Source organism: Actinomycetota bacterium, assembly GCA_030019255.1.
In the GTDB taxonomy this organism is placed as follows: domain Bacteria; phylum Actinomycetota; class Geothermincolia; order Geothermincolales; family RBG-13-55-18; genus Solincola_A.
Genome location: JASEFK010000003.1, coordinates 1 through 25,782, shown reverse-complemented (window position 1 = coordinate 25,782; position 25,782 = coordinate 1). Strand labels below are relative to the sequence as shown.

The window sequence follows — 25,782 nt, the reverse complement described above, 5'->3', positions numbered from 1 at the left end:
CGAACCCGTTGGTATGGAAGAGGGCGGGGGCGTCGGCATGGAAAGCGCCCTCCGATATAGAAGCGGTAAGCACGGCAGGGGCGGTTCAGTCAGGAGCGCGGTGCGGGGATAGAAGAGGCGTAGGGTTGGATGATAAAAAGTTAACATGGAGCGCACGACCCGGGCAGGAGGATGACAGAGGAGATGAAAAAAGGTCTTAAAGGGGCAGAAGGAAACGACGGCTCGGCTGTAGCGCGCGGACGGTCCGTGGGCGACGCCCGTCCACGCCAGTCCCGCATGGTCGCGTATTCCCTGGTCCCCATCCTCGTATTGCTGTTTCTAGCGAGCGCCCTTACCAACCCCGGCTGCGGGTGCCTGCCGGTTCCGAGGAACCAGGAGGAGGTGTCCTTCGAATTCCGGGTCGACAAAGCCGTCGAGGAGCAGCCTCAGGAACCGCAGGGGCATCATGCTCCCGCGCGGTTGGAGAAGGAGAAGGCGGAGCGCATAAGCTATTTCCGGGAGAAGTCCCGGGAGCTGGCTTTCATGATTCACAGCAGGATAAACGACATCCGAACACGGCACGGTCTTTCCTCTCTCAACTGGGATCAGGAGCTGGCAGCCATAGCCCTGGCGCACAGCCGGGACATGGCGGAGAGGAACTACTTCGACCACGTGAGTCCCGAGGGGAAGGATTTCGCCGATCGTTACCGGGAGCACGGTTACAGCCGGACCACCAGGGTGGGGAACGTTGAGTACGCGGGCGGCGAAAACCTCTTTCTGGGCAACGTGGTGAAATCCTATACCTATGACCAAAACACGGGAGAGATCCTCTCCTACTCCTATTTCACCCTGGAGAGCCTGGCGGACACGGCGGTGGAGGGCTGGATGGAAAGCCCGGGCCACCGGGAGAACATCCTCACCCCCTTCTCCCGCGAGGGCATCGGCGTGTGGGTGGACGACGACGGGGAGGTCTACATCACCCAGAATTTCTCCTGAACGGGGCGTCCTTGCTCAGGCCAGCGGATTGCGGTTCAGGGAGCTGTGCCGCCGCGAGAGGTCGTAGTCCCTGAGGTCCTCCTGACTCAGGCGTAGGGACGGGCACATGTGCAGGCACTTGCCGCAGAAATCCCCGCAGATGAGCCCGAAGCAGTTATCCAGCATGGCCCGGGTGAAGGGATGTATTTGCTCGCTCCCCAGGGTGGCGAAGTAGTGCAGAGGCTGGCCGGGGCCCTCCGGCATCTGAAGGTCGCTGTGACTTCCCGTTCCCTTTATCAGCCCGGTCACTGCGTAGGCGCACCGGATGTTGTCGTGGACGGCGTACTCCAGTTCCTTTTCCCCGATCCTGCACCTCTGGGCCTCGCTCTCCGAGAAGGCCTCCGCCGGGCATAGCCGCACGCATTTACGCCCGCATTCCTCCGGCCGGCAGAGGGGAGGGCCGTCGTAGAGAGGGGTGGGCTCCAGCTCCGCGGAGGTGAGGAGGGAGTTGAAGCGCTGCATGGCCCCGAATTCCGGCGTGAGGGCCAAGCCGTTCCACCCGAAGTCCGCCAACCCGGCGGCCACCGCGGCGTGGCGGTGGGAGAACTCGGCCATCACCTCCCCGGTCTGGATGGTCTGGTCGAAGTACTTGGTCATGCTGCTTATCCAGGTAGGCATGAAGGCCAGCGTCTTGTACCCCTTGTATTCCAGGAGCTTGGCCATGCGGTTGACCAGGCGGGAACTCTCCCAGTTGGTGAGCCCGTATCCGTAGAAGAGATAGGGGGTGTTGGTTTTGGTGGGCTCGTACCACTCGCCCCACACGTCGGCCATCCCCTGGAAGAGGTGCATCCCTATGGAGATGACCGACCGGCACTCGGGGAGGAAATCGGTGGGCCGGTGTCCCTCCGGGGCGTTCTCGAAGCGTTCCACCGGGGCTATCCCCACCAGGTCCGCTCCCCAGTCCAGAAGGGTCTCCACCACCGCGCGCGTCAGCTCATCCATTCCATCACCTCCCGTTACAGCTATTGGCACCAGGAACAGGAATTTTGCCTCAACAGCTCAAGCAAATTTTACTTCGATTCTTCCATGATATCTTGAGATGCGGGGAGGTGAAAGGTCCCGTCGTTTGGGTGGGCGCGTTGTGAATCTAAAGGGCCGAGTGATGGAGCGATTATCTCGGCAAGGCAAGCGAACTGGGGAAGGATTTCTTTAGTTCCGGATGGAACAAACGCGTTCGATGGAGGTCTATGGGCCACCGACCGTCCGCCATGAGCACGAGCGTGGGACAAAGAAGGACCGGCCGTTCTTGACCGGCAAGGGTTGACCGATCCTCATGTCCGTTAAGGGTTTTAGGAGTTTTTGGCCTTTTCGTTTACCACCATGTAAAATGTTTATCGGGCTGTCCCGGCTGTCATGTCAAAAGCGTCTTGTAGCGGTATCAGGAAGAGAATGACCATCCCCGAATCTGCTTACCAGGAACTGGCAGATGTGTTGGGCCCGGAAAACGTTTCCGTGGAACCCGCTGTGCTGGACGGTTACGCCTGGCAGCCTTCCTTCAACACCGACCCCGAGATCTGGTTGCCGAGGCCCGCGGCCGTGGTCCTCCCCTCCAGTACCGAGGAGGTGCAGGATGTGGTGAGGATATGCAACCGGCACGGGCTCAAGTTCAAGGCCTTCAGCACCGGCTGGGGAGCCCATGCCGGGCCCGCCCAGGAAGGAGTGGTCCAGATCGACCTGCGGCGCATGGACCGCATCCTGGAGATCGACGAGAGGAACATGTACGCCGTGGTGGAGCCCTACGTGAGCGGCGCCCAGCTGCAGGCGGAAGCCATGAAGAGGGGCCTGAATACCCACATCATCGGGGCGGGGCCGGCATGCTCGCCGCTGGCCAGCGCCACCGCCTGCTGGGGGGTGGGCTGGGATGGGCAGTACATGAGCTACAGCCCGCGCAACCTCCTGGGGGTGGAGTGGGTCCTTCCGGATGGAACCCTGCTACAGACCGGTTCCCTGGGTTCCGGGCGGGGCTGGTTCTGCGGCGATGGCCCCGGGCCCTCCCTGCGGGGAATCATGCGGGGATACATGGGTTCCATGGGCGGGAACGGCATATACACCAGGGCGGCTTTGAAGTTGTTCCACTGGCCCGGTCCGCAGGAAACGAGAGGGAGCGGCTTGCTGCTCGACTTCTCGGCCCCGGTCCCGGATAACCTGCGGTTTCATATGTGCTTCTTCCCCGATCTCCGCTCCTTCAAAGACGCCGGCTACGCTCTTGGAGAGGCGGAGATCGGGTACGTGGTCAGCAAGTCCTCCACGGCCGGTTATCTTTTATGCATCCTACCCCACCTGCTGAAGAGGCTGCGGGGAAGGCAGGCCTTGAGGGCCGTATTGAGGGACGCCTTTAAATACCTCCTCATGGTGGTCCTGGCCGGGGACTCACTGGGGGAATTGGCCTACCAGGAGGGAGCGCTGCGGGAGATACTGTCCCAACACGGTGGCATATCCATGGAGCTCTTCCACGGAGTGCCTGCACTGGGAAGGATGTTCTGGATGAACTTCATCAGGGTCACCATCATCCCCCTCATCTACCGCGCGGGAGGCCAGTTTTCCACCGGCTGGCCAAAGGACGAGACCTGGGAGGTGCTCACCCGGTACATGGTGCAGGCGCAGGAGATAAAGGAGAGGTGGATAGAAAGGGAAGCCATCCTTGACGACATGGGAGATTGCGCATGGATGACCATCTACGAGAATAGCGCCTATGCCCATTGCGAGGAGATATTCGCTTACCATCCACGCGACCGCCGTCACACGGAGAGCCTCGTCCCCTTAAGCCTGGACTTCGCCCTGGCGGCCATTGAGGAATGCATGGAGCAGGGTTTCTACTTCGACCCCGTGATGCGCAAGCTGTTCAGCCCCCTGCAGGGAAATTATGCCAGATGGCAGAAGGAAGTCTCCGCCCTGCTGGATCCCAACCGGGCGGCCGATGCACGTTTCTACACCGGCGAGGAGGACCTCGACCTCTCCACCCTGGACCAAAGCCAAGCGGAAAGGCTGTCCAGGCTGTTGCGTGAAAGGACCTGGACGGAGTGAACGCCTTCAGGCAGGAACTGGCATACGCCTTCCTTTCCAAGGAGATGTTCCTGCGTATCGAAGCCTCCGAGAAGTCCCACGTCAGCGAACGCCTGGAGCTCAAGGAGAGACACACCGTGAAGGCCCAGGCCGGGTTTCAGCGCTGTGCCCGCTGCGGTTCGCCCACTGAGCTGGCCCACTTCCAGTAGGATGACCGGAGCGGTAGGATCGTGGAGTAGGGGACCGGAGAGTGGTTCTTCGTCCAGGGGACGCGGGCCCTCGACGCCGACTGAGGGAGCTGGAGTTCGAGCTGGGCGAGGTGATACCTCGGGTAGTGGCCCAAGCCACCTACGAATTCTACCGGCGCCGGAAGGAAGAGCACCCCCAGGTCTTCGGGGACCTCTCCTTCCTCGTGTTGCGGGGCGTGGGAGTACCGGAGAACCTCCGACCCACCAGGGATGAACTTGCGGAAGGGATCGACGTCCGCAACGGCTACCACGGCGCCATCCTGGCCGGAATGGTGGCCGCCGGATGTGGGTTGGAAAATCCTTCCTGGAGCTGGGAGGAGCCCTCACCCGGCGTGGTCAGGATAAGGATAGCCTGGGCTCTTTTTAAGGAATATTTTTCCGTAGAGGATAGGGATGATATCTCCAGGCGGATGCCGGCATCTCCTGGGCAAAAGGACTAGGTAAACATCGAAGAGCAGGGTGAAGTCCATTCCCGGCTGGGCCCAGGGGACCTCGACCATCCTTTCTCCACACCGTGTGCACTTCACGCGAGGGAACGGGTATGGATAGGGAGGATGTGCTTTACACTTTCAATCAGGTGACATTACTCACACAATTTAGCGAGGAGCCTCATCTTAAGATCGCCGTTTCCCGGCTTAGGTGATGCGAAACCGGAGCGGGAAATGCCTCCTTCCCGCCTGCGTGTTTAAGGGGAGGATGGGAATTTGCGTTACCCGCACAACGGTCGGCCTTCTTTGCTACTCGCGGGGAGGGGTTGCTGAAAGCTTGATGTATATTGATTCGATGAAATTGCAATGATAATATCTTTCCGGAAGAACCTTGAAAGTAATAACGACGCTGTCCGGGTCCCACTTCGGAGGGGTTAATAGGGAAGCCGGTGAAAATCCGGCACGGTAGCGCCGCTGTGACTGGGGAGCGAAGCCCCGTTATACCACTGACGCAAGTCGGGAAGGTGGGGCGGAGCGAAGATCCAGGAGTCAGAAGACCTGCCCGGACGGTGCCAGTTAGCTCTCCGCTTCAGGGAGAAACCTGGCGAGTAGGGAATCAAGCCCCGCTCTTCAAGTCGGAGAGCGGGGCTTTTTTTCGAGCGAGAGGAGAAGGTCATTGAGTGCCCGCATGGTATTGGTTATCGGCGGGGCGCGCAGCGGGAAAAGCGCCTTCGCCCACTCCCTGGCCGCAGGGGCCGGTGGCGAGGTCTGTTTTATCGCCACCGCCGAGGCCAAGGACGCGGAGATGCGGGAACGCATCCGTCGCCATCGCCTGAGCAGGCCCAAGGAGTGGGAAACCCTGGAGCTTCAGGGGGGCATCCGCCTGGAACGTTTTCCGGCCGACGACAGGGTGGTCATCTTCGATTGCCTCACCGTGTACCTTTCCAACCTCATGGCCGCGCATGGACTTGACCGGCTGGGGGAAGGCGAGGGCCTGGTGCCGGAGAACAAGGTGGAACGGGAAGCGGAAAGGGTGGTGGAGGAAGCCCTGTCCATGTTGGACGAGCTGCGTCATCGATGCAGGGAATTGATCGTGGTCTCCAACGAGGTGGGGATGGGATTGGTGCCTCCCTTCCGCTTGGGACGCCTTTTCCGCGATCTGGCCGGCAGGATCAACCAGAAACTGGCGGAGGAGGCGGACGAGGTCTACCTGGTGGCGGCGGGATTGCCCCTCTGCCTGAAGGGAGGGTCGGGAAACGGAAACGCGGGACGGCAGGGGTGAACCAATCCCGTATCCACCGGGCAAGCGAAGATAGAGGAGGTAATTTATGGAAAAACTTAACAGAACCATCAGCCTGATTCCGGAACTGGATGAGAAGGCCATGCGGGAAGCTCAAGCCAGGCAGGACCGGTTGACCAAGCCGCGAGGGTCCCTGGGGGTCCTGGAGGAGATCTCGGTGAGGTTAGCCGGAATCTTCGGGGACCCCCGCCCTCTCCCCGGTCCCAAGGTGGTAATCGTCATGGCCGCCGATCACGGCGTCACCGAGGAAGGGGTGAGCCTGTATCCTCCCGAGGTGACCGCCCAGATGGTGTTGAATTTCCTGTCCGGCGGCGCGGCCATCAACGTTCTCTCGCGGCACGCCGGCGCCGAGGTGAGGGTGGTGGACGTCGGGGTCAAGTCCGCGGTGGAGGGAGCGGGGCTTGTTTCCCGCAAGGTGAGACCTGGCACATCCAACATGGCTAAGGGTCCCGCCATGTCCAGGGAGGAAGCGGTAGCCGCCCTGGAAGTGGGGATGGAGGTGGCGGAGACGGAAATAAGGAAGGGCGCGCGCTTCCTCGCCGCCGGGGATATGGGCATCGGGAACACCACCGCCGCCAGCGCCATCACCGCGTGCATTTCGGGGCTAGATCCGCGGGAGGTCACCGGTCGGGGCACGGGAATCGACGACGCCGCCCTGGAGCACAAGGTGGAGGTGGTGCGCAGGGCCCTGCAGGTCAATGATCCCGATCCGTCCGATCCCCTGGATGTCCTCTCCAAGGTGGGAGGCTTGGAGATCGCGGGCATTGCGGGAGTTATGCTCGCCGCCGCTGCCGCCCGTTGCCCGGTACTGGTGGACGGGTTCATCTCCGGGGCGGGAGCCCTGATCGCCGCCGGCCTCCAGCCTCGGGCGGCTCATTTCATGATCGCCTCCCACCTCTCGGTGGAAAAGGGACACGCGGTAATCCTGGAGAAACTCGGGCTTCATCCCGTCATCCGGGCCAATATGAGGTTGGGGGAGGGGACGGGAGCGGCCTTGGCCTTCCTCATCGTGGATGCGGCGTTGAAGATACTCTCCGAGATGGCCACCTTCGAGGAGGCGGGGGTCTCCAGACCGGAGTGAGGGCGGAAGAAGGGCCCGGAAGCGAGAGGGGCGGGGTGGTGATCTCACGACCTGAGGGGGATAATCGATGATGGAGGACAAGCGTGATTCCGCTAAGGGAATTGGCTGCAACGAGGCGGGAAAATTTCTTTTGCCTCGCTCCTGCCTCGAGGCCTTCCGCTTTTTGACCGCCGTTCCCCTACCGTCGGCGAGGAGGGGGAGCGAAGACCGGCTGGCCTCTTCCGTGGCCTGGTTTCCCCTGGTGGGTGGAGCGCTGGGCGGCCTCCTGGTGATCGTGGACTGGGCGAGCGGCCGAGCCTTTACCCACCAGCCTTCCTTTCTTACCTCGGCCCTGCTGCTCCTGACCTACGCGCTTTTCACCGGCGGTCTGCATCACGACGGTCTCTTGGATACGGCCGACGCCTTTTGGGGGAGGAGGTCACGGGAGGAGCGCCTGCGGATCATGAAGGACTCCCGGGCGGGAGCCCTGGGGGTGACCGCCCTGATCCTCTTCCTCCTCGCGGAGCTGGCGGTGCTCTACGCCCTTCCCGCCGCTTCCTCCGGTACAAGCGGCGGGTTGCGGCAGGCGGCGCTTTTCTCCTTTCCCGTCCTGGGGCGATGGTCGATGTCCTACCTCTGCCTGCGTTTTCCCTACGCCCGGGCCGAGGGGACAGGGGCGGCCATGGTGGGCAAGGCACTGCCGCGCCACTTTCTCATCTCCACCTTTCTCACTTTGTCCGCCTTGGTCTTTTCCTTCACCTGGCTGGTAAACATTCCCATGTTGATTCCGGTGCTCATCCTTTACACCCTGGCCCTTGCGGAGCTCTTGGGAGGGTATTTTTCCCGCTCCCTGGGGGGAATCACCGGCGATGTAATCGGCGCCACGGGCATGCTCTGCGAGGCTTTCGTCCTTCTGCTTTTGGCCAGCCGCGTGCCCCTGCTCCTTCCGGGAGGATAGGATGAAAAAGACGACGGTAGCCACCATCGCCGCGGCTTATCTCCTGGACGCGCTGTGGGGAGACCCTCCCGGATATCCTCATCCGGTTCGCCTGTTGGGCAGGTGTATCCGGTTCCTAGAGGAGAAGATGGCCCCGGAGGATTGCGGGAGCGAGGAGGCGAGGTATGCCGGCTGCGCACTCGTTGGGATCGTGGTCGGCGGAGCCTGGATCGGCGCCCGCGCACTGACCTCCCTCCCGGGCGGGGCGGTGGCGGAAGCGCTGCTTCTCTACGCTTGCCTGGCCAGGAAGGACCTGGAAAAAAGCGCCCTGCGGGTGGCGGAGGCGGTGGAGAAGGGGGACTTGGACGAGGCCCGACGGCGCCTGACCTCCCTGGTGGGACGGGATACAAGGCCTCTTGACCGGGGCGGTATCTGCCGGGCCGCGGTGGAATCGACGGCCGAGAACCTCGTCGACGGCGTCCTGGCCCCCCTTTTCTGGGCGGTATGGGGAGGAGCGCCGGCGGCCTTGGCTTTTAAGGCCGTCTCCACCCTGGATTCCATGATCGGTTACCGGGACGAGAGGTATCGAAATCTGGGGTGGTGCTCGGCGCGCCTGGACGACCTGGCCGTGTTTCCAGTGGCCAGGCTGTCCATCCCCCTCGTCGCCGCAGCCGCCCGCCTTCGCGGCCACGACGGGAGGAGAGCTCTCCTGATCGGTCTCCGAGACCGCCTGCGCCACCAGAGTCCCAACAGCGCCCATGCCCAGGCCGCCTTCGCGGGGGCGTTGGGGCTTCGGCTGGGCGGGGCCAGCCTGTACGGGGGACGGGTGCGCGAGCTTCCGGAGATCGGAGAGGGGACCCGGGAGGCGGAACCATGCCATGTACGGGAAGCGGTCGGGTTGCTCAATACGGCTTCCCTACTTGGCTTGGGCGTGGCCCTCCTCTTTGCCGGCGGCAGAAATTTTCGGTCGCACAAGGAGAGAGTCGGGGAGGAGCGGGATTTCTCGAGGAACTCAAGGGCAGGAGGTCGCATATGCCGTACCAGGCGGCCGGGTCATTGATCCGGAAATACATGTCGTTCAATCGAGCTCTCCGGGAGGGGAGTTGGGAAGCGATCTGCGGGACAGTCCCGCACCGGCTGGGGGGAACCCATGCCGGGGACCTTTGCACGGTCGCTGCGGCGGAAGAAGGCGAGGAGAGGGCGGTGGCATTTCCGGAGCATGGAGGAGACCTGGCCTGGGCCTCGAAGCGATACGGTATGCGCCCGGAGAAATTCCTCGATTTCAGCTCCAGCGTGAACCCCTTGGGCCCCGCCCCTTCGGCGCTGAAGGCGGCTCGGTCGGCCCTGAAGTGCGTATCCTCTTACCCCGAGCCTGGCGCCGATTCGCTGAAACGGAGCCTCGCTTCCTGGCTGGGAACCGGTTCCTCCCGCCTCACCCTGGGTAACGGATCCACCGAGCTTATCTATCACCTGGTCCGTTGCCGGTCTCCCCGCCGGGTAACCGTGGTCTCCCCGTCCTTCTCCGAGTACGAGAGGGCGGCGAGGGCGGCAGGCGCGGAGGTGGAGCGTTTTCTCCTTTCCCCGAGCGACGGTTTTGCCCTGGATACGCACGCCCTGGCTCGATCGGCCGCGCGGTCGGATATGGTTTTCTTCTGTAATCCGGCGAGTCCCACGGGAGCGCTATATCACCGCGAGGAACTGCTCCCCGTCCTGGAGGTCTGCCGCGAGAAGGGAGGGCTCCTGGTGGTGGACGAGAGCTTCATGGGTTTCTGTCCCGCGGAGGAAGGGGGGGAGTCCACGTTGATGCCGCTGGCGGGCGAGGAGGGCTTGGCGGTGATTTCCACCTGCACCAAGCTCTTCGCCCTGGCCGGCCTGCGCGGACCCGGCTGGCTGGCGGGGACACGGGAGCTGGTGGCGGAGATGGAGGAAACCGGTGTCCCCTGGAGGGTGAATCGGGTGGCCGCCGCAGCGGCGCACGCTTCCCTGGCGGATGACGGTTACCTCCGGAGGACCCGCACATCGGTGCGGGCCTGGAGGGAGGAGCTGGCCACGGGTTTGGGAAAGATTGGCATCTTCCAGGTATACCCATCCCGTGTCAACTACCTGTTGCTGCGGTTGAGGGAGGAAAGGCCGGACGCCGCCGCGCTGGTGGACGAGCTGGGAAGGAGGGGGATCCTGGTTCGCTCCTGCTTCAACTTCCACGGCCTGGGAGAGGGATTCATCCGGGTGGCGGTGCGCAGGCCGAGGGAAAACAAAAAGCTTCTCCGCGCCTTGAGGGAGGTGATGTCTATTTGAAGGTGGTCGTATAAAGCTGCTACAGGCCAGGTGGTCGACCCTCGCGCGTGGCGCCCTGAAACCATATTTTGGCAAGAGAAGGTAAGTATTGGAAAGAAAAAGGAGGAGGGAACGCGGTTGAGAAGAAAAAGCACGCTTTCCGTAGTCTTGATCGGTGCTCTGCTGGCCGTCGTCCTGGTTGCCGGGTGCGGGAGCAGCGCGGAGAAGGGAAAGGAGGCCCGGCCCACCGTCTTCGTGGACGACCTCGGTCGGGAAGTCGAGATTGCGGAGGTGCCGCAAAGCATCGTCTCCATCGCCCCTTCGTGCACGGAGATCCTCTTCGCCCTCGGGTTGGGGGACAAGGTGATCGGGGTGACTGAGTACTGCGATTACCCCGAGGAGGCCAAGGAGAAGCCCAAGATCGGGACCTTCACCACTCCCAACCTGGAGGCCATCCTCTCATTGGAGCCCGACCTGGTGTTGGCCACGGGCGGCGTCCAGGCGGAAATCCTGGGCCGCATGGAGGAATTAGGGCTCACCGTCTTCGCCGTGAACCCCATGACCTTCGAACAAACGGTGGAGGACATCCGCAAGATCGGGGAGATCACCGGCGCCGTGGAAGAGGCGGAGGGGATAGCACGGGACATGGAAGAAAGGGCCGAGGCTGTTGCAAAGCGGGTGCGCGAGTTGGAGGCCGAGGGCAAGAAGCGCCCCCGCGTCTTCTACGAGATATACTACGAGAACAACGTGTGGACGGCCGGGAAGAGCAGCATCATCTCCGATCTCATTTCCCTGGCAGGGGGTGAGAATATCGGGGACGTCGAGGCAAGCGATTATTACGAGTTCAGCGTGGAGCGGCTCATGGCGGAGAATCCCCAGGTCTACCTGGTGGGGAGCGGGTCCATGTCCAATCCCGGGGACGTCACCAGGAGGCCTGGCTGGGACCGCATGGAAGCGGTGAGGGAAGGAAGAGTCTACGTCATCGACGAGGACCTCGTCTACCGCACCGGGCCGCGCCTCATTCAGGGCCTGGAGGCCATACACCGGGCGTTGTTTCCCTGATGAACGGCGGGAAGAGCCCTTGGGCGGCCAGGGTTTCCGCAGCTGTCGAGCGGAGATGGTCGCCGAAGCCAGGCAACCCCGGGCGCGGTCGCGCGGCGGCGCGCCCGGGGAAACCGGCTTTACCGCGGCGCGGGAGCCGTGAAGCTTGAGGGGATAAGGGTAATATGGAAGGGACGGTTGCGGTTACCCGGAGGTTGGCGGCGCTGCGGCGCCGTCGCAACACGGTGCTCGTCGCCCTGGGGTTGCTCCTCCTGGCGGCGGTGGTGGCCGCCGTCGCCCTGGGAGCCGTCTATATTCCCATCCTCACCTCGGCGAGGATAATCTTCTCTCGCCTGCCTTTCCTGGGTCGCCTCGTCGATGCCACCTGGACCCCCACCGAGGAGACCATCATCGTCTCCGTGCGTTTACCCCGCGTTCTCCTCGCCTTGCTGGTGGGGATGGGATTGGCGGTGGCCGGTGCCATATTCCAGGGGCTGTTCCGAAATCCCATGGCCGACCCGAGCATCATCGGTTCCTCCCAGGGAGCGGCGCTGGGAGCGACCATCGCCTTCTTCTTCGGGATCAGGGTGGGGTGGGGCGGACTCACCGCCGTCCCCATCTTTGCCTTCGCCGGTTCCCTCGGCGCCGTCCTCCTGGTGTATTTCATCGCCAGGGCTGGGGGAAGGGTTTCCGTTTCCTCCCTGCTCCTGGTGGGTATCGCCCTCTCTTCCTTTCTGGCTTCCATAGTCTCCTTGCTCATGGTGATGAGCGAGGATCGCATGCACAACATCTTTTTCTGGTTGATGGGGGGACTGGGTACCGGAAATTGGGACATGGTCCTGGCGGTCTTGCCCTTTGTGGCGGTGGGCTCCGCTGCGAGCGTCGTCTGTGGCAAGGATCTCAATCTCCTCCTCCTGGGCGAGGAGCGCGCCGCGCAGCTGGGGCTGGAGGTGGAGCGGTTCAAGTGGGCGATAATCACTGTAGCCTCGCTGATGGTGGGGGCAGCGGTCTCCGTCTCGGGCATCATCGGCTTCGTGGGGCTCATGACCCCCCATATCGTGCGCCTGCTCACCGGCCCCGACCATCGGTACCTCATCCCGGGATCCCTCCTCGGGGGAGGGCTTTTCCTGGTGCTCGCCGACACCCTGGCCCGTACGGTCATCGCTCCCAACGAATTGCCGGTGGGCATCGTAACCGCCTTTTTCGGGGCGCCCTTCTTCATCTACCTGCTCAAGCGGGGGAGGCGATCCGTTGGTTGAGGGATTTATCGGTAGAAGGCGGATGTCGGGCGGGGAGGAAGATCGACTTGAGGGAACGGAAGGACCTCCGGGCGTGGAACGTCCATGCCTCCTACGACGGGGAAGACGTGGTGGCCGGGTTGAACCTGGAGGTGCGCTCGGGAGACTTCATCGGCATCCTGGGACCCAACGGCTCAGGGAAGACCAGTTTTCTCAAGGCCCTTTCCCGGGCCCTGCGGCCTAGGGAGGGGGTGGTTCTCCTGGGGGGAGAGGACCTATACTCCCTGCCGGCCAAGGAAGCGGCGAGGGAACTGGCCATGGTTCCCCAGGAATCGCAGGTGACCTTCGACTTCACCGCCCTGGAAGTGGTGCTCATGGGGAGAAATCCTCACCTCGGGCGGTTGCAGGGAGCCGGTCCCCGCGACTTGGAGGCGGCCCGGCGGGCCATGGAGAAGGTCAACGTGTGGCACCTGGCCGATCGGACGATTACCGAGCTTTCGGGAGGAGAGCGCCAGAGGGTGATCATCGCCCAAGCCCTGGCCCAGGACACCGGCCTCCTCCTCCTGGATGAGCCCACCCAGCACTTGGATATCAACCACCAGCTGTCGCTTTTGCGCATGCTGTCCGAAATGTGCGATCAGGGGTTGGCGGTGATCATGGTGATGCATGATATCAACTTGGCCTCTCAATATTGCCGACGGTTGATCGTTATCCACAAGGGGAGGGAGTTCGCACGGGGAACCCCCGGCGAAGTCCTCACTCCCCCCATTCTCCGGGAGGTCTTCGGGGTGGAGGCCATCGTCACCCGCCACGCGGTAACCGAAAGGCCGCATGTCATATTCCTCCCCCCCGTAGACGGGTCCGGCGGCCTGGCCGGTCTGCGGGTGCATCTGATCTGCGGGGGGGCGAGCGGCGCCTCCCTCATGCGGGACCTTTTGGAGGCGGGATGCCGCGTGACCGCGGGGGTCCTCAACCTGGGGGACGGCGATGAGGAGGTGGGAAGAGCCCTGGGTCTGAGGATGATAACCGAGGCACCCTTTTCCCGTATCTCGGAGGAGGCGCACAGGTCCAACCTGGAGGTAATCCGGGAAGTCGATGCGGTGGTAGTGACCAATCTGCACGTGGGACCGGGAAACCTGGTCAATCTGGAGGCGGCATTGCAGGCCCTGAGGTGGGGAAAGAAGGTTTTCCTCCTCTCGGCTCGACCTGTTGAGGAGAGGGACCATACCCGGGGAGCGGCGGTCGGGATCTATCGTCGCTTGGTGGAAGAAGGCGCTGTCGAGGTGGGCGACAGGGAATCCCTGCTCGCCGCGGTGAAGGCCTTTCGGCAGGCGGGAAAGGAGGGGGGTTGAGCGGGGACAAAGCGCTGGGGCGTTGCCTCATGGTCCAGGGCACCTCGTCCCATGCCGGGAAGAGCGTTCTGGTGGCCGCCCTGTGCCGCATTTTCGCCCGGGACGGTTGGCGGGTGGCACCCTTCAAGTCCCAGAACATGTCCCTCAATTCCTTCGTTACCGCGGAGGGAGGCGAGATGGGGAGGGCGCAGGTACTGCAGGCGCAGGCGGCGGGGATCCGGCCGCACACGGACATGAACCCCATCCTTCTCAAGCCGACCTCCGAGAAGGGAGCGCAAATCATCCTCAACGGAAAAGTGGAAGGTCACCTGGAGGCGGGGGATTACCATCGGATCAAGTTGGACCTGCTGCCTCACGCCTTGGCGGCACTGCGAAGGTTGCGTTCCGCTTACCAGATCGTGGTCCTGGAAGGGGCGGGCAGCCCGGCGGAAATAAATCTCAAGGAGCGGGACATCGCCAACATGCGCATGGCCAAGGAGGCGGAGGCCCCCGTACTCCTGGTAGGGGATATCGATCGCGGGGGCGTTTTCGCCTCCCTGGTGGGGACCATGGAGCTCCTGGAGCCGTGGGAGCGGGAATTGGTGGCCGGGTTGGTCATCAACAAGTTCCGCGGCGCGAAGGAACTTCTGGCTGACGGGCTGGACTTCCTGGAGAGGAAAACGGGAAAACCCGTTCTGGGCGTCATCCCTTACATCCGGGACCTGGGCCTCGAGGAGGAGGATACGGTGAACCTGGAAGCGGGAAAGGAGCCGAGAAGCGACACGATCCTCGACGATCACCTGGACCTGGCGGTTATCCACTTCCCATATATATCCAACGCCACCGATTTCCAACCCCTGGAAAGGGAACCGGGGGTGAAGGTCCGCTACGTTAGGAATCCACGCCACCTGGGAGTACCGGACGCCATTTTCCTGCCCGGAAGCAAGAGCACGGCCTCGGACCTCGCTTTCCTGAGAAGGAGCGGACTCGCCGCCGCCGTGATGCGTCTCGCAGCCAGCGGTATTCCGCTGATCGGCATATGCGCTGGTTACCAGATACTGGGAAGAAGCATCGAGGATCCCGCGGGGGTGGAATTTGGTCCGGGAAGGGTGGAGGGCCTGGGGATGTTGCCGGTGGACACGGTCATGGCTTCCGAGAAAAGCACCCACCTGGTGAAGGCGGTGGCCAGGAGGAAGATCCCCTGGCTGGGGATGGACCCCTCCCATCCTCCCCTGAGCGGTTACGAGATTCACATGGGAATTTCCCGGGTGGAAGGCGAAGCGCCCCTCCTTATCGTGGAACGGGACGGGATGGAGGTACGTATCGAGGACGGGGCGTTGCACGAGGAACTCCCCGTCTTCGGATGTTACCTGCACGGAATTTTCGAAAATCGCCGCTTGAGAGAGAATTTTTTGGGCAGCCTCCGACGCAGGAAGGGGCTGAGTACCGTGGGCATGGCAGAGGAGTGGGAATCCTTGAGGGAGCAGAGCCTGGATCGACTGGCGGACATCGTCAGCTCCACACTGGACATGGAGGCCGTGTATTCCCTGCTCGGGCTAGGAGAGAGGTCATTGCATAACCCGTGACTGATGACGTTTCATGGTTCGATAAATGCACAGGATTCTCTTGAGCAACCATGGATATTTATAGCACCCTACTGGGACGCCCTTAACCGGGCATCTAAATCCCTGGAGGCGGTAGTATCCAGTGGAGTTAAGGTTATCCCCGGCTGCCGAAGAGAAAAAGGTGCCACGATAACCTGCGGAAACGCAAATCGCGGCTCAAGTTCCCGGCGTATTTCTGGTGCAGAAATCGCTTGCGCCCGGAAAGAGAAAAAACCAGGCCGGAAAACATGCCCTCCGACCTGGTCTTATGCTGGTGAGCCGCCTGGGAATCGAACCCAGGACACCCGGATTAAAAGTCCGGTGCTCTGCCAACTGAGCTAGCGGCCCAACGTCATTATATATCGATGGCAGTTGGGTTAGGTAGGGGGAGTGGGAGGGGTGAAATACCCTTCATGCCGGTAGCCTGGAAAGGTAAGAGGGGCGTTCCGGAAGGCATCGGCTAAGGGTCAGGGGTTGAATGGAGCGGAGCAGGCGAACCATGCTCTCCCCGGGCAGGGAAAGGGACTGATTCTGGTCCTCAGCGGAGGTTTCCTTTTGAGGAGCGGGCCTGTTAGAAGTTGGCTGGACACCGATTCTCATAGGTGACCCCAAGTCTGTTTGGTATAATGGCCTCAACATGGAGAGGATATTCGAAGCACGAAGCATTGCCGTCGTCGGAGTATCGGACAGGCCCAACAACCTCGGGAGATACATCCTCCAGAACCTCATCGACTGGAATTACCAGGGCCGCATCTACTGCGTCAACCCCAAGGGAGGAGAGGCCCTGGGGCATCGTTTGTACACCTCGGTCTCCGAGCTGCCGGAAGCCGTGGACCTGGCCGTGCTCATCATCCCCGCCAAGGCGGTCCCGGAGGTGGTAGAGGAGTGCGGCCGCAAGGGGATCACCCGCGTGGCCATCCCTTCGGGGGGCTTCGAGGAATTCGGAGGGGACGGGGTCAGCCACCGCGACCGCCTGGTGGAGGCGGCGCGGCGGCACGGCATCCGCTTCGTGGGGCCCAACTGCCTCACGGTGATCAACGCCCACACCGGGCTGTGCCTTCCCTTCGTGCCCGTGCCCCCGGACCTCCCGCGGGGCGGGGTGAGCATCGTAGCCCAGAGCGGGGGGATAGGGCTGGATTTCCTGGCCCGGCTCAAGGACCAGAACACCGGCTTCGCCAAGTTCGTGTCCATGGGCAACAAGACCGACCTGGACGAGGTGGACTTCCTCCGCTACCTGGGGAAGGACGCCGATACCAGGGTGATCTGCATGTACCTGGAGGACGTGCAGCGCGGCCGGGAGTTCCTCCAGGCGGCCCGGGAGATAGACAAGCCCATCCTGGTGTACAAGGCCAACGTGGAGCCCCTGGCCCGACAGAGCGCCCAATCGCACACCGCTGCCCTGGCCAACGACGACGCCGTGCTGGAGGGTGCCTTCCACCAGGCAGGCATCATCCGGGTGCGCAGCCTGGCCGAGCTCGCCGGGTATACCAAGGTGTTCTCCCTCCCGCCCCTGCGCGGCAACCGGGTAGCCCTGGTCTCTCCCACCGGCGGGATACTGGTCCTGGCCAGCGACCAGTGCGCGCGGCGCGGCTTCGTCTTCCCTCCCCTTCCGCCCTCGCTAGTGGAGGACATCCAGTCCCGGCTGCGGGCCGGGGTGATAAACATCTCTAACCCCGTGGACCTGGGCGACGTGCACGATGCCGACGCCCGCGTGTACATAATCGACCGGCTGCTGGAGCAGGACTTCATCGACGGGATAATCATGTTGCTCATCGCCCGCTTCTCCTCCGAGGAGGTCTCCACCGGGGGCATCCAGAGCCTCAGGAGGAACATCATCCCCGACCTCGCCGAGCTGGTGCGGAAGCACGGGAAACCCATCGTCTTCAGCCTCATGGCTCCCAGCGAGGTGAGGATAAGGGCGCGCTACACGGTGGACTTCCCCATCTTCGACGACGCCGAGGAGGCCGTGAACGCCGCCGCCGTCTTGCGGGACTACTCGCTTCAGCGCGAGGAAAAGGGGCGCTGAGGTTTGCAGCCGTGCCGGGCTCGCTTTGGTGGGGATGGTATCTCCAGGCCGCCTGGCTTTCCTGAGGGCCTGATCGCGGGACTCCGGGAAGGTTCCGGATAGAGAGAAGCGGACGCTAAATAGATGTGAGAACGGGGCCCCAACGCCTCCCGTGGATTGTGGATCGCAGGACAGGGAGCCGTGATGTCATTGTTCAGGACGATTGGCGGTGGGGCATGGAGTTTTCATAGATGAGGCACGGAATGCACAGGCGGTCATCCAAGGACGGAAAACGGCGGGGCCGCAGCAGGGTCTATTACGGCTGGGTGGTAGTCGCCGTGGCCTTCCTGGCCATGTTCGTGAACTACGGCGTGCGCGGCACCCAGACCGTGCTCATCAAGGGCTTTTCACGCGATCTGGACATAGGGCGCGCGGCCGCTTCCCTCCCCTTCACCGTCTCCGTCCTGGTCTATGCCTTCCTGGCCCCGGTCACCGGGAGGCTCGTCGACCGCTTCGGCCCCCGCTGGGTCATGGTCGGCGGCGCCTTCCTCGCCGGAATCGGACTGTGGTTATGCTCGCGGGCCAACAGCCTGTGGGCGCTGGTGTTCTTCTTCGGCATCGTCTTCGGTGTGGGAGGGAACGGAATAGGGCTGGTGCCCTCCAACACTTCGGTGGCCATGTGGTTCCGGCGCCGCCTGGGCCTGGCCCTGGGGGTGGCCACCATGGGGATCGGATTCGGCACCATGATCCTTCCCCGTCTCACCGGGCTGATACAGGCGCGTTGGGACTGGCGGGTTTCATTCCAGTTTTTGGGATACGTGGCCCTGGCCCTCACCATCCCGGCCCTCCTGTTTCTCCGCCGCGGGGCCGGGGGAGGGGAGGAGCCCGAGGAGATACCGGCGGAAGCTTGCGCCGGCGCCGGAGGATGGACGGAGAACGTGCCAGGTGAGTCCCTTGGGGCGGGGAAGGAAGGAGGCGAGCGCCGAGACCCGGAAGGTACCGTTCCGGGTACGAGGAACGGTGTCGGGTCAACGGGAGGGATTTGCGGGAGCGCTATCCGGGAAGAAGGAGTTCCCGAGGAGGGTACCGGTAGTGAAATTCGAGAGGCGGGAAACGGAGAGGAGGGAAATTTCGGAGGGCTCACCCTGCGCGAGGCCTTGCGGACCGCTTCCTTCTGGTACCTCTTTATGGGATTCGTGCTCATCGTCGTCTCCCTTTACGGCATCATGGTCCACCAGGTCCCCTACGTGACCGACCGGGGCATCTCCCGGAACTGGGCGGAGTGGTCGGTCTTCCTTTACGGGGCCACCTCCATCCTGGGCCGCATATTTTTTGGCCGCCTCTCCGATCGCACCCGGGAGAAGAAGAACGCTCTCTATCCCGCCTGCTTCATCCTCACCGGCAGCATCCTCCTCCTCTTCCTGGTCGGCCAGGTGTGGGTGCTCATGGTCTTCGCCGCCGTCTTCGGCTTCGGGTTTGCCGCTTACGGGCCGGTTATCCCCGCCGTCTGCGCCGAGGTCTTCGGGAAGGCGAATATGGGGGCCATCTTCGGGGCGGTGACCACCGGAGGGGCTTTGGGCGGCGCCTTCGGGCCGGTGCTTACCGGCTTCATCTTTGACCGCAGCGGCAGTTACCTGGGAGCCTGGGCCATGGCCTTGGCCTGCGTGCTTCTATCCACCCTGCTCTTCTCCCGAGTGAGGAAGATGGTGGCGGAGGAGGGGAGATACCTGGGATAGAACCCCGCGGAGGGAGGTCAGTCCAGGTAGTCCAGGGGATCGAGTCCCTCCTGCTCGGGCCTGGCCGAGGAGATGACCTCCTCGCCGGGAGCGGCCCTTTCCCTCAGCCTGGTCACCTCGACCAGGTACGGCTCCACCTCCCGGCCCTCGGGGTCGCGGATGACCTTAACCCGGGGAGAGGTGGGTTCGCCCTCCACCTGCTCGTAAACCACTCCCAGTTCGCCGGTATGGAGGCGCACCAAGGTACCCACGGGATAGAGGCCCATCATGTCCACGAAGACCTTCACCAGCAGCGGATCGAAGGTGGCTCCCTTCTCCCTGACCAGCACCCGGATGGCGTGGTCGGGGGTGCGCGCGTCCTGGTAGGGGCGCACGGTGGTCATGGCGTCGTAGACGTCCACCAGCTGCACGATGCGGGAAAAGAGACTGGGCTTTTCCACGCCGTTCAGCCGCGGGTAGCCGGTGAGGTCGTAACGGGCGTGATGTTCATAGGCCACCAGGACCGACAGTGGATGCACCCCGGGCTGGGCGAGGAGGATGTCCGCTCCGCGCACCGGATGCCGTTTCATCTCCTCCCATTCCGCGGCGGTGAGGGGCCCCCTCTTCCCCAGGATACTCTTCGAAATGGTAACTTTTCCCAGATCGTGCAGGAGGGCGCCTGTCCCCAGGATCATCAGCGCGTTGCGGTCCAGGGGGAGCATGGAGCCCAGGGCCAGGGAGAGGATGAGCACGTTCACGGAGTGGAAGGTTGTGTACTCGTCGTAGCTCTTGAGGGTGGCCAGCCCCAGAACCGCGGAGCGGTTTTCGCCCACCCGGTTGAGCAACATCCCGACTACTCGGTTGACCTTGCTCACCGAGAGACGGCGGTCGTGCAGCACCTGCTCCGAGAGCTCACGGATGACGTCCACTGCCGCGAAGTATTCTTCGCGGGCCGACGCCGTTTCCCTCAGCCGGGAGGCCTTTTCCTCCCAGGTCCCCGGGGGGTCGAGGATGACGTGGGATATACCGCGTTCTTGCAAGAGCCTGGCCAGTCCGCCCCGGGAGGCGATCTCCTCCTCCCCCAGGTTAAGGAGGCTCAGGAAATCGAGGAGCTCCCTGGCCTCCAGTCCCGCCAGGAGGTTCAACCCTCCCACCCCCTTGGAGCGCAGCTCCTGGAGGAGCGGGTAGTAGAGTACGCTCTCCCGGGCCAGCAGCCTGTCCTCGAAGAAGAACTCCTCGCCCACGATGCGCAGCGAGAGGCTCTCCCCGTGCCGGAGGTATTCACGAAAGGAATGCATGAAGCGGGATATGGAATCCAGGCATATTTCGTGCTGGGGAGGGTAAAGGAGCAGGTTCTTCTTGGCGGCCGAGAGATCCCTGAGCACATCGCGGACCCTCTCCAGGAGCCCCTTGGAACGGAAGTAGTCGAGGGCCTCGCGCTTCCTGTCGTCCTCGCGGATCTGTGGCCTCGTATACATATCCTCTCCTCGCCTCCGATGCATGCCTTGCCGGCCTCACCACTTGCGCGCCAGGTGGGGGTACTTGTCCACCAGCTGCTGCAGCGCCTCCCGGGCCGTGGTTGCCAGTTCCTGCCATTCCGACCTGAAAAGCCCCCGCTGGCGCCCTGCATACTTCCGGAGCAGCTCGTAGGTGGAAGGATCCCCGATCTTCCCCAGGCTCTCCAGGATCTCCTTCTTCACGGTGGACTCCTCGGCTCCCGGCTCCCTTTCCTCCAGCATGGCCTCGAGCCGGGGCACCGCCCTGGTGACCTCGAGCCGCCCCAGCCAGCGGATGCAGAAGACGCGCACCTTCTTGTCCGGGTGGGCAAGTCCCTTGATGAGCAGGCTCTCCGCCTCGTATCCGCCGGTGAGCCCGATGGCCCGGACCGCCTCCGACCTCACCCTGGGATGGGGATGGGCCATGGCCCGTTCCAGGTAGGGGAGGGTGAAGGGCGAGCGGATGCCGGCCATCACGGTAACGATGTTGCGCACCAGGTACCACCGGGGATCGTCAAGGAAGGAACCCAGGAGAGAGACCCGATCCCGGGCCAGGTCGGCCAGGGTGTCGATGATGAACTTGCGCACCGACATATTCTCCTCGGAGCCCAGGGCGTCTATCATGGCCAGTAGCCCACCGTCCCCCAGCCGTCTCATGAAGGCCTTGAACCCCTCCACCGTTTCCCGATCCCCGCGGCGTTCGCTGGCCATTTGGATGATGCGCTGCAGAATCCCCTTCCGGGAGGCCTCTTCCAGCAGGCCCTCGAGCTGTTCTCGGTGGGCGAGTAGGGCGGGATTTCCGCTGTGCAGGGCTCGCTCGAAGGCTTCGAGGATCGAGGCGGCGAGGGAAAAGCGGGCGGAGGTCACCAGCCCCCAGAAGTTTTCCACCAGAAGGTTCACCACCTTGCCTAGGTTGTCCAGCTCCTCCCCCCGCTGGAGGAGATCTAAAAGCATGGGGGTTGAGGAGAGGTAGGTCTCCAGCTCGATGTCCATCTCCGCTATGTCGCGGATCTCCTCCAGCTCGCTTTCCCCATAGTACTCGGAGAGCGAGGATATCTCGTCGGCGGTGGGCAGGCTGGTCGCGGGCGGTCTTATCCCCCGGGACGCGAGGATGGCATCCAGGGCGGAGAGCAGGGGAAGGGGCACTTCGCCGAGGTCTATCAACCTTTCCCTCAACAGGGTCAGGGCTTCCTCGAGGTCCCGGTCCCGGAAGCCGATGACCGTGAAGAGCTCGTCCATCTTGGGAATGAGCTGGGGGGCCAGGGGGAGCAGGTGGCTGAAGACCCCCGAAGCCTCCTGGGGGTTCAAGCGACCGAGGATCTCCTTCCCCGGCGGCCCCTCGCGCATCCCGGGAAGGATGTGGCGCAGGAGGAGCGGGTTTCGCAGATCGTTTTCCAAGAAGAGAAGGGCCTCGGCGAAGGACCGGGGGAGGGCCGGAATCCTCTCCGGGGCACGCCTTTGCACAATCTCCCACGCGTTCTTCAGGAAGTCGTACATGGCCGCGGCCAGGGCCTCGCCCTCCAGGGGCTTTCCATCGGGGTCCCGCAAGTGGGCCAGGGCTAGGGCCAGTCTCTCGGGGTCGAAGAGGAGGTCCAGCAGCCGCTCGAGCTCATCCTCCGCGGCGGCGGTTTCCACCTCCTCTTCCACTTGGGCTTGGGCTTCCTGGCCGCCATCGCGAAGGTCGGCCTCCTCGTCGGCCTTTCCGGCTTCGCTCTCCACCACCCTTATGCCGTGCATTCCGCGGCCCAGGAGGAAGGCCTCCGCGCCGCCTTGCTTTTCTATGTCCTCGGGGGACGAGACCGCCAGTTCCACCAGCGCCTCCACCTCCTTGAGGTTGACGCCGGAGGCGAAGACCAGTGCCCGAATGTTGAGGGCTCTTATGCGGGAGGCCAGCCGGCGCAGGCTCTCCCTTTCCTCGCCCAGGGGAATGCCGTTGCAGGTGAAGCGGTCCTTTTCCACCCGCACGGCTATCTCGGGGTGTATCCTGAGGCTGTCCTCGGTCACCGCGTGGAGGACGGTGACGGCATCCTTGACGGCTGGATGGTCGGGTGAGTAGAGGAGCCGTGATTTGCAGGCGATGGCCAGGCGGGTGAGGATGTCCAGGGCGGTCTGCTCTTGGCTGCGTTTTCCCCCAGTTTCCTCCATTGCGCCGAGATCATGTAGAGGTTGAAGGTTAAGTTCATCGTGGTTTCGCATCACGCCTCACCGTCTAGCCTCTCCATTCGGTCGCCTCCACCACCTGCGGTTTCTCGGAGCCGGGATGCGCAGCCGGGCTTGCCTCCCCCCCGGGAAGGCGATGAGATGCCCGACCAGCGAAATCACCGATTCTCGTCTTGCGGAGAGGCACCGAAGAAGCCGCCGCTCCTCCCGTAGATATCTATCGACAGGACCCGCCCGTTCGGTTAAGGGCTCGCGAGAAAAAGCGGGGAAGCGTGCTGGGGACGGAATAGAAAGACTGGATGGACCATCTTGTTCGAGGTTGCCGCACGAATCGTCCCTAAAAAGGTCGATTCGGGATTGAAGAGAGAGGGGGTTTGATGCTTAAATTTTTATGATCCGAGGAGGAGAAGGATAGCTTATAATATATTCGGAGATATAGCCGGAGCCGTTAGAGGATAGAGGAAGGTTTGGCGTGCCCCCATCGTCTAGCGGCCTAGGATATCGCCCTTTCAAGGCGGTGACGCGGATTCGAATTCCGCTGGGGGCACCAGCATGGATCGTTGTCCGCGAGGACGACTTGAGATACTATTGAAGGGGATGGGCCTCGAGGCAAGGGTGCCCGTCCCGGATTTTTCGCGGAGCCGTGGTGTAGTCAGGTTAACACGCCGGCCTGTCAAGCCGGAGATCGCGGGTTCAAATCCCGTCGGTTCCGCCAAAATATACTCCGTGGAGGACCGAGGTGTCCCGAAGGGAGTTTGGGTATGTGGCGAGATAGCTCAGTTGGTAGAGCGCAGGACTGAAAATCCTGGCGTCGGCGGTTCGATTCCGCCTCTCGCCACCAGTAAAAGACCAGGTCAGAGGGCATGTTTCCCGGCCTGGTCTTCCATTTCGAAGTTATGAACTGGCAAAGACCAGCTTTAAGCATTCCCTCTCGGACCGGAAGCGGGATCGCCTTGGCCCGGCGGCGCTCTTCCAAAAAGCTCCGCTCCACCGCACTTGGTGGTGCGGATGTGTTTGCGGTGCACGTTGGGAGACTCGAGGTGGGAGAGGGAGGACTCCAGGCATCCATGAGGCACTCTACCGCTGAGGGGTAATCCCGCTTGAACAGCTCCTTTACCTTCAAGGCCAGTGGCAAGCCGGTCTTTTGGTCGGGGGCATCGCGCACCGTCTCCAGCCGGCTCTTCGGGGCGGGCCTTTCCTCCTCAGGGACCTTATCCAAGGCGTTTCTCATCTTGTGCAGGAGGCAGCGGATGCGCTTGCCCTCCGAATCATGTGGTCTCCACAGCCTTGATCGGGCCGGGGGCTCCGCCTCCGGTCACGGCCGGGCGGCTTGAGCCCGCGGGAGACCATGTCCCGAAAGTGAGAGAGCCAGTCCTCACAGGACTTCTTGTTTCCCAGGATCATGGATAGGAGGACCTTTGAGCCGCAGGAAAGTATGGCCCAGGAGACCGGGATGCCCTCCTCCAAGCCCGCCTGGACCCGGAGCGATTCGTAGATTGCGTCGGAGAAGAGGTAGACTACGGGGCGCCGGACGAGGTCTGCTGGGATACGCTTTCGGAGATGCAGGTGGCTGTGTAATGAGCGGTTCTACCACCTAAGCATCAGGAAATCCTGTCCAAAGAAGCCCAGCCAGCTCCCACGGCCACGTGTCCCCCGGTCCACCTTCCCTTGTAGTTGAAGTACATGGGGCGCTCGGCCACGATGGGGAGGTCGGAGGAGACCTTCATGGAGACCTCCCTGTCCATCCCCACCACGGAGTTGACCATCACCGTGTCCCTGGTGGTGGGGCCCACGGTGATCCTCTGCTCCTGGGTGCTCCCGTCCCGGAACATGTAGGTTATGGTCACCTGGGCCGGGGAGGAGTTGGGGTTCATGATGGTCAGGTACTCCTCGAAGACATCCCTTCCGGTGTAGCCCTCGGCGAAGTAGAAGGTTTTGGAGGGTTGCGCTTCCACTTCGAATTCCGCCACCAGGTCGCGGTCCCTTTCCGCGGTGAAGGTCAGGGGGTTGTCCCTCGAGACCTCGGATCCCCCTTCCTTCCAGCTTAGGAAGCGGTAGCCCGCGGCGGGGATGGCCCTCAAGGTCACCTGTTCTCCATGGAAATAAGTTCCCGCTCCCTCTACTGTTCCTCCACCCTGGGGGTTGACCGTCACGGATACGGTGTAGGTGTTTGTTGGGGAAATGGTCTGTACTAAAATTTCAGGCTGATCCTTTGTTGCCGCTATGGCCAGGAATCCATCGATCGGGTCCAGATCCATATAGTTCATCGGTGTGCCCGACCCCATGGCCGCATTCAGCCCTATGGACGACTGACCTTCAAATACCATCTCCTTTAATGGCCCAACCATCATCGGATTCACAAACCAATTCAAGCCATTTTGCTCTCTTGTAGCTTTCCAGCAACCGTTTAACCAGTCTTCCTGCTGCCACGCATTCCATTCATGTGGATTAGCCGACGGTTGCACCAGTATGCCTCCGCCTCTAGCAGCCAGCGTTTGAACAACATCGCCCTCATCCTGGAAGAAAGCATCATAGCAGATAGCGACCGACACATTGCCAAAAGGCGTGGAAAAAAACTTTCAATTCTTCAATAGTGCCGGGGTTCAGATCCAACCCGTAATTTCCTTCTTCATCCTGATATTGCTCTTGGGGAGTCAAATGTACTTTCTTCTGCCAACCAAGAACCTCCCCGTCGGGCCCGAAAAGTAGGAAAGATTATAACAAGTGTTGTTATCTGCTATAAGGTTTCCGTTTCCGTGAACCTCCCGCATTGCAATGGACCCACCTACAATGTAAACATTGTAAGTGTCAGCCACCTCCTTAAAGGTACTAAGATAAGCTTGCTGCATTGCTCCGCTTCTTTCGAGAAATATGGCGGTAGCGTATACGAAATTGTGTCACCAAATCCATAGACATTATGGAGAGCAA

Annotated in this window: 19 protein-coding genes, 4 tRNA genes and 1 riboswitch; of the genes, 18 read left to right on the top strand and 5 right to left on the bottom strand. The window is 62.5% G+C overall.

Annotated features, from left to right (window positions below; genetic code table 11):
* Positions 1-381 precede the first annotated feature (381 nt).
* Positions 382-975 (top strand): CAP domain-containing protein, encoded by a 594-nt coding sequence (locus tag QME84_03160; protein MDI6873267.1) that lies wholly within the window; start codon positions 382-384, stop codon positions 973-975.
* Between the two features lie 15 nt (positions 976-990).
* On the opposite strand, the gene QME84_03155 is transcribed toward QME84_03160, so the two are convergent.
* Entirely contained in the window at positions 991-1,956 is a 966-nt protein-coding gene (locus QME84_03155; GenBank protein MDI6873266.1) for a hypothetical protein, read from the bottom strand.
* A 447-nt stretch (positions 1,957-2,403) separates the two neighbouring features.
* Between QME84_03155 and QME84_03150 the strand changes: the two genes are divergently transcribed.
* The 12 genes from QME84_03150 (at position 2,404) to QME84_03095 (ending at position 15,460) form a co-directional block, all read left to right on the top strand.
* A complete protein-coding gene (locus tag QME84_03150) occupies positions 2,404-4,038 on the top strand; it encodes an FAD-binding oxidoreductase (GenBank protein MDI6873265.1) in 1,635 nt (544 codons plus the stop codon).
* Positions 4,035-4,226, top strand: coding sequence for a hypothetical protein (locus QME84_03145; GenBank protein MDI6873264.1), 192 nt, complete (start codon positions 4,035-4,037; stop codon positions 4,224-4,226). The genes QME84_03150 and QME84_03145 overlap by 4 nt, the downstream gene beginning before the upstream one ends.
* Before the next feature lie 41 nt (positions 4,227-4,267).
* Entirely contained in the window at positions 4,268-4,705 is a 438-nt protein-coding gene (locus QME84_03140) for a hypothetical protein (protein MDI6873263.1), read from the top strand.
* A gap of 386 nt (positions 4,706-5,091) precedes the next feature.
* Positions 5,092-5,274: riboswitch (cobalamin riboswitch) on the top strand.
* A 107-nt stretch (positions 5,275-5,381) separates the two neighbouring features.
* Positions 5,382-5,975 carry a bifunctional adenosylcobinamide kinase/adenosylcobinamide-phosphate guanylyltransferase gene (cobU, locus tag QME84_03135; GenBank protein MDI6873262.1) on the top strand — a complete coding sequence of 198 codons (594 nt, stop codon included), beginning with the start codon at positions 5,382-5,384 and terminating at the stop codon, positions 5,973-5,975.
* A 46-nt stretch (positions 5,976-6,021) separates the two neighbouring features.
* A complete protein-coding gene (cobT, locus tag QME84_03130; GenBank protein MDI6873261.1) occupies positions 6,022-7,074 on the top strand; it encodes a nicotinate-nucleotide--dimethylbenzimidazole phosphoribosyltransferase in 1,053 nt (350 codons plus the stop codon).
* Positions 7,075-7,144: 70 nt separating this feature from the next.
* Positions 7,145-8,011: an adenosylcobinamide-GDP ribazoletransferase gene (gene cobS / locus QME84_03125; protein ID MDI6873260.1), complete on the top strand. Its 867-nt coding sequence runs from the start codon at positions 7,145-7,147 to the stop codon at positions 8,009-8,011.
* A 1-nt stretch (position 8,012) separates the two neighbouring features.
* Positions 8,013-9,050, top strand: coding sequence for an adenosylcobinamide-phosphate synthase CbiB (cbiB, locus tag QME84_03120; GenBank protein ID MDI6873259.1), 1,038 nt, complete (start codon positions 8,013-8,015; stop codon positions 9,048-9,050).
* 143 nt (positions 9,051-9,193) lie between these two features.
* Positions 9,194-10,285 (top strand): threonine-phosphate decarboxylase CobD, encoded by a 1,092-nt coding sequence (gene cobD, locus QME84_03115; GenBank protein MDI6873258.1) that lies wholly within the window; start codon positions 9,194-9,196, stop codon positions 10,283-10,285.
* A gap of 117 nt (positions 10,286-10,402) precedes the next feature.
* The gene (locus QME84_03110) at positions 10,403-11,326 is read left to right on the top strand and encodes a cobalamin-binding protein (GenBank protein MDI6873257.1); all 924 of its coding nucleotides are present in this window, start codon (positions 10,403-10,405) and stop codon (positions 11,324-11,326) included.
* Between the two features lie 164 nt (positions 11,327-11,490).
* On the top strand, positions 11,491-12,564 hold the full coding sequence (locus QME84_03105) for an iron ABC transporter permease (protein MDI6873256.1): 1,074 nt from the start codon (positions 11,491-11,493) through the stop codon (positions 12,562-12,564).
* A gap of 47 nt (positions 12,565-12,611) precedes the next feature.
* Entirely contained in the window at positions 12,612-13,895 is a 1,284-nt protein-coding gene (locus tag QME84_03100; GenBank protein ID MDI6873255.1) for an ABC transporter ATP-binding protein, read from the top strand.
* A 29-nt stretch (positions 13,896-13,924) separates the two neighbouring features.
* Complete coding sequence (locus tag QME84_03095) at positions 13,925-15,460, top strand: cobyric acid synthase (GenBank protein MDI6873254.1); 1,536 nt, start codon at positions 13,925-13,927, stop codon at positions 15,458-15,460.
* 290 nt (positions 15,461-15,750) lie between these two features.
* Here the strand turns inward: QME84_03095 and QME84_03090 are convergent.
* Positions 15,751-15,826 (bottom strand) — tRNA-Lys (locus QME84_03090).
* A gap of 289 nt (positions 15,827-16,115) precedes the next feature.
* Between QME84_03090 and QME84_03085 the strand changes: the two genes are divergently transcribed.
* Together QME84_03085 and QME84_03080 are read left to right on the top strand one after the other, a co-directional pair.
* Complete coding sequence (locus tag QME84_03085) at positions 16,116-17,504, top strand: CoA-binding protein (protein MDI6873253.1); 1,389 nt, start codon at positions 16,116-16,118, stop codon at positions 17,502-17,504.
* 230 nt (positions 17,505-17,734) lie between these two features.
* Complete coding sequence (locus QME84_03080) at positions 17,735-19,219, top strand: MFS transporter (protein ID MDI6873252.1); 1,485 nt, start codon at positions 17,735-17,737, stop codon at positions 19,217-19,219.
* A gap of 17 nt (positions 19,220-19,236) precedes the next feature.
* Here the strand turns inward: QME84_03080 and QME84_03075 are convergent, their stop codons facing one another.
* Positions 19,237-20,676: an HD-GYP domain-containing protein gene (locus QME84_03075; protein ID MDI6873251.1), complete on the bottom strand. Its 1,440-nt coding sequence runs from the start codon at positions 20,674-20,676 to the stop codon at positions 19,237-19,239.
* Between the two features lie 36 nt (positions 20,677-20,712).
* Positions 20,713-22,839 carry a HEAT repeat domain-containing protein gene (locus tag QME84_03070; GenBank protein MDI6873250.1) on the bottom strand — a complete coding sequence of 709 codons (2,127 nt, stop codon included), beginning with the start codon at positions 22,837-22,839 and terminating at the stop codon, positions 20,713-20,715.
* 489 nt (positions 22,840-23,328) lie between these two features.
* Here QME84_03070 and QME84_03065 point away from each other — a divergent pair.
* From QME84_03065 to QME84_03055, 3 genes are all read left to right on the top strand, one after another.
* A tRNA-Glu gene (locus QME84_03065) sits at positions 23,329-23,404 on the top strand.
* A gap of 87 nt (positions 23,405-23,491) precedes the next feature.
* Positions 23,492-23,569 (top strand) — tRNA-Asp (locus tag QME84_03060).
* A 50-nt stretch (positions 23,570-23,619) separates the two neighbouring features.
* Positions 23,620-23,695 (top strand) — tRNA-Phe (locus tag QME84_03055).
* Positions 23,696-24,455: 760 nt separating this feature from the next.
* On the opposite strand, the gene QME84_03050 is transcribed toward QME84_03055, so the two are convergent.
* Complete coding sequence (locus QME84_03050; protein MDI6873249.1) at positions 24,456-25,121, bottom strand: hypothetical protein; 666 nt, start codon at positions 25,119-25,121, stop codon at positions 24,456-24,458.
* Between the last annotated feature and the right edge of the window lie 661 nt (positions 25,122-25,782).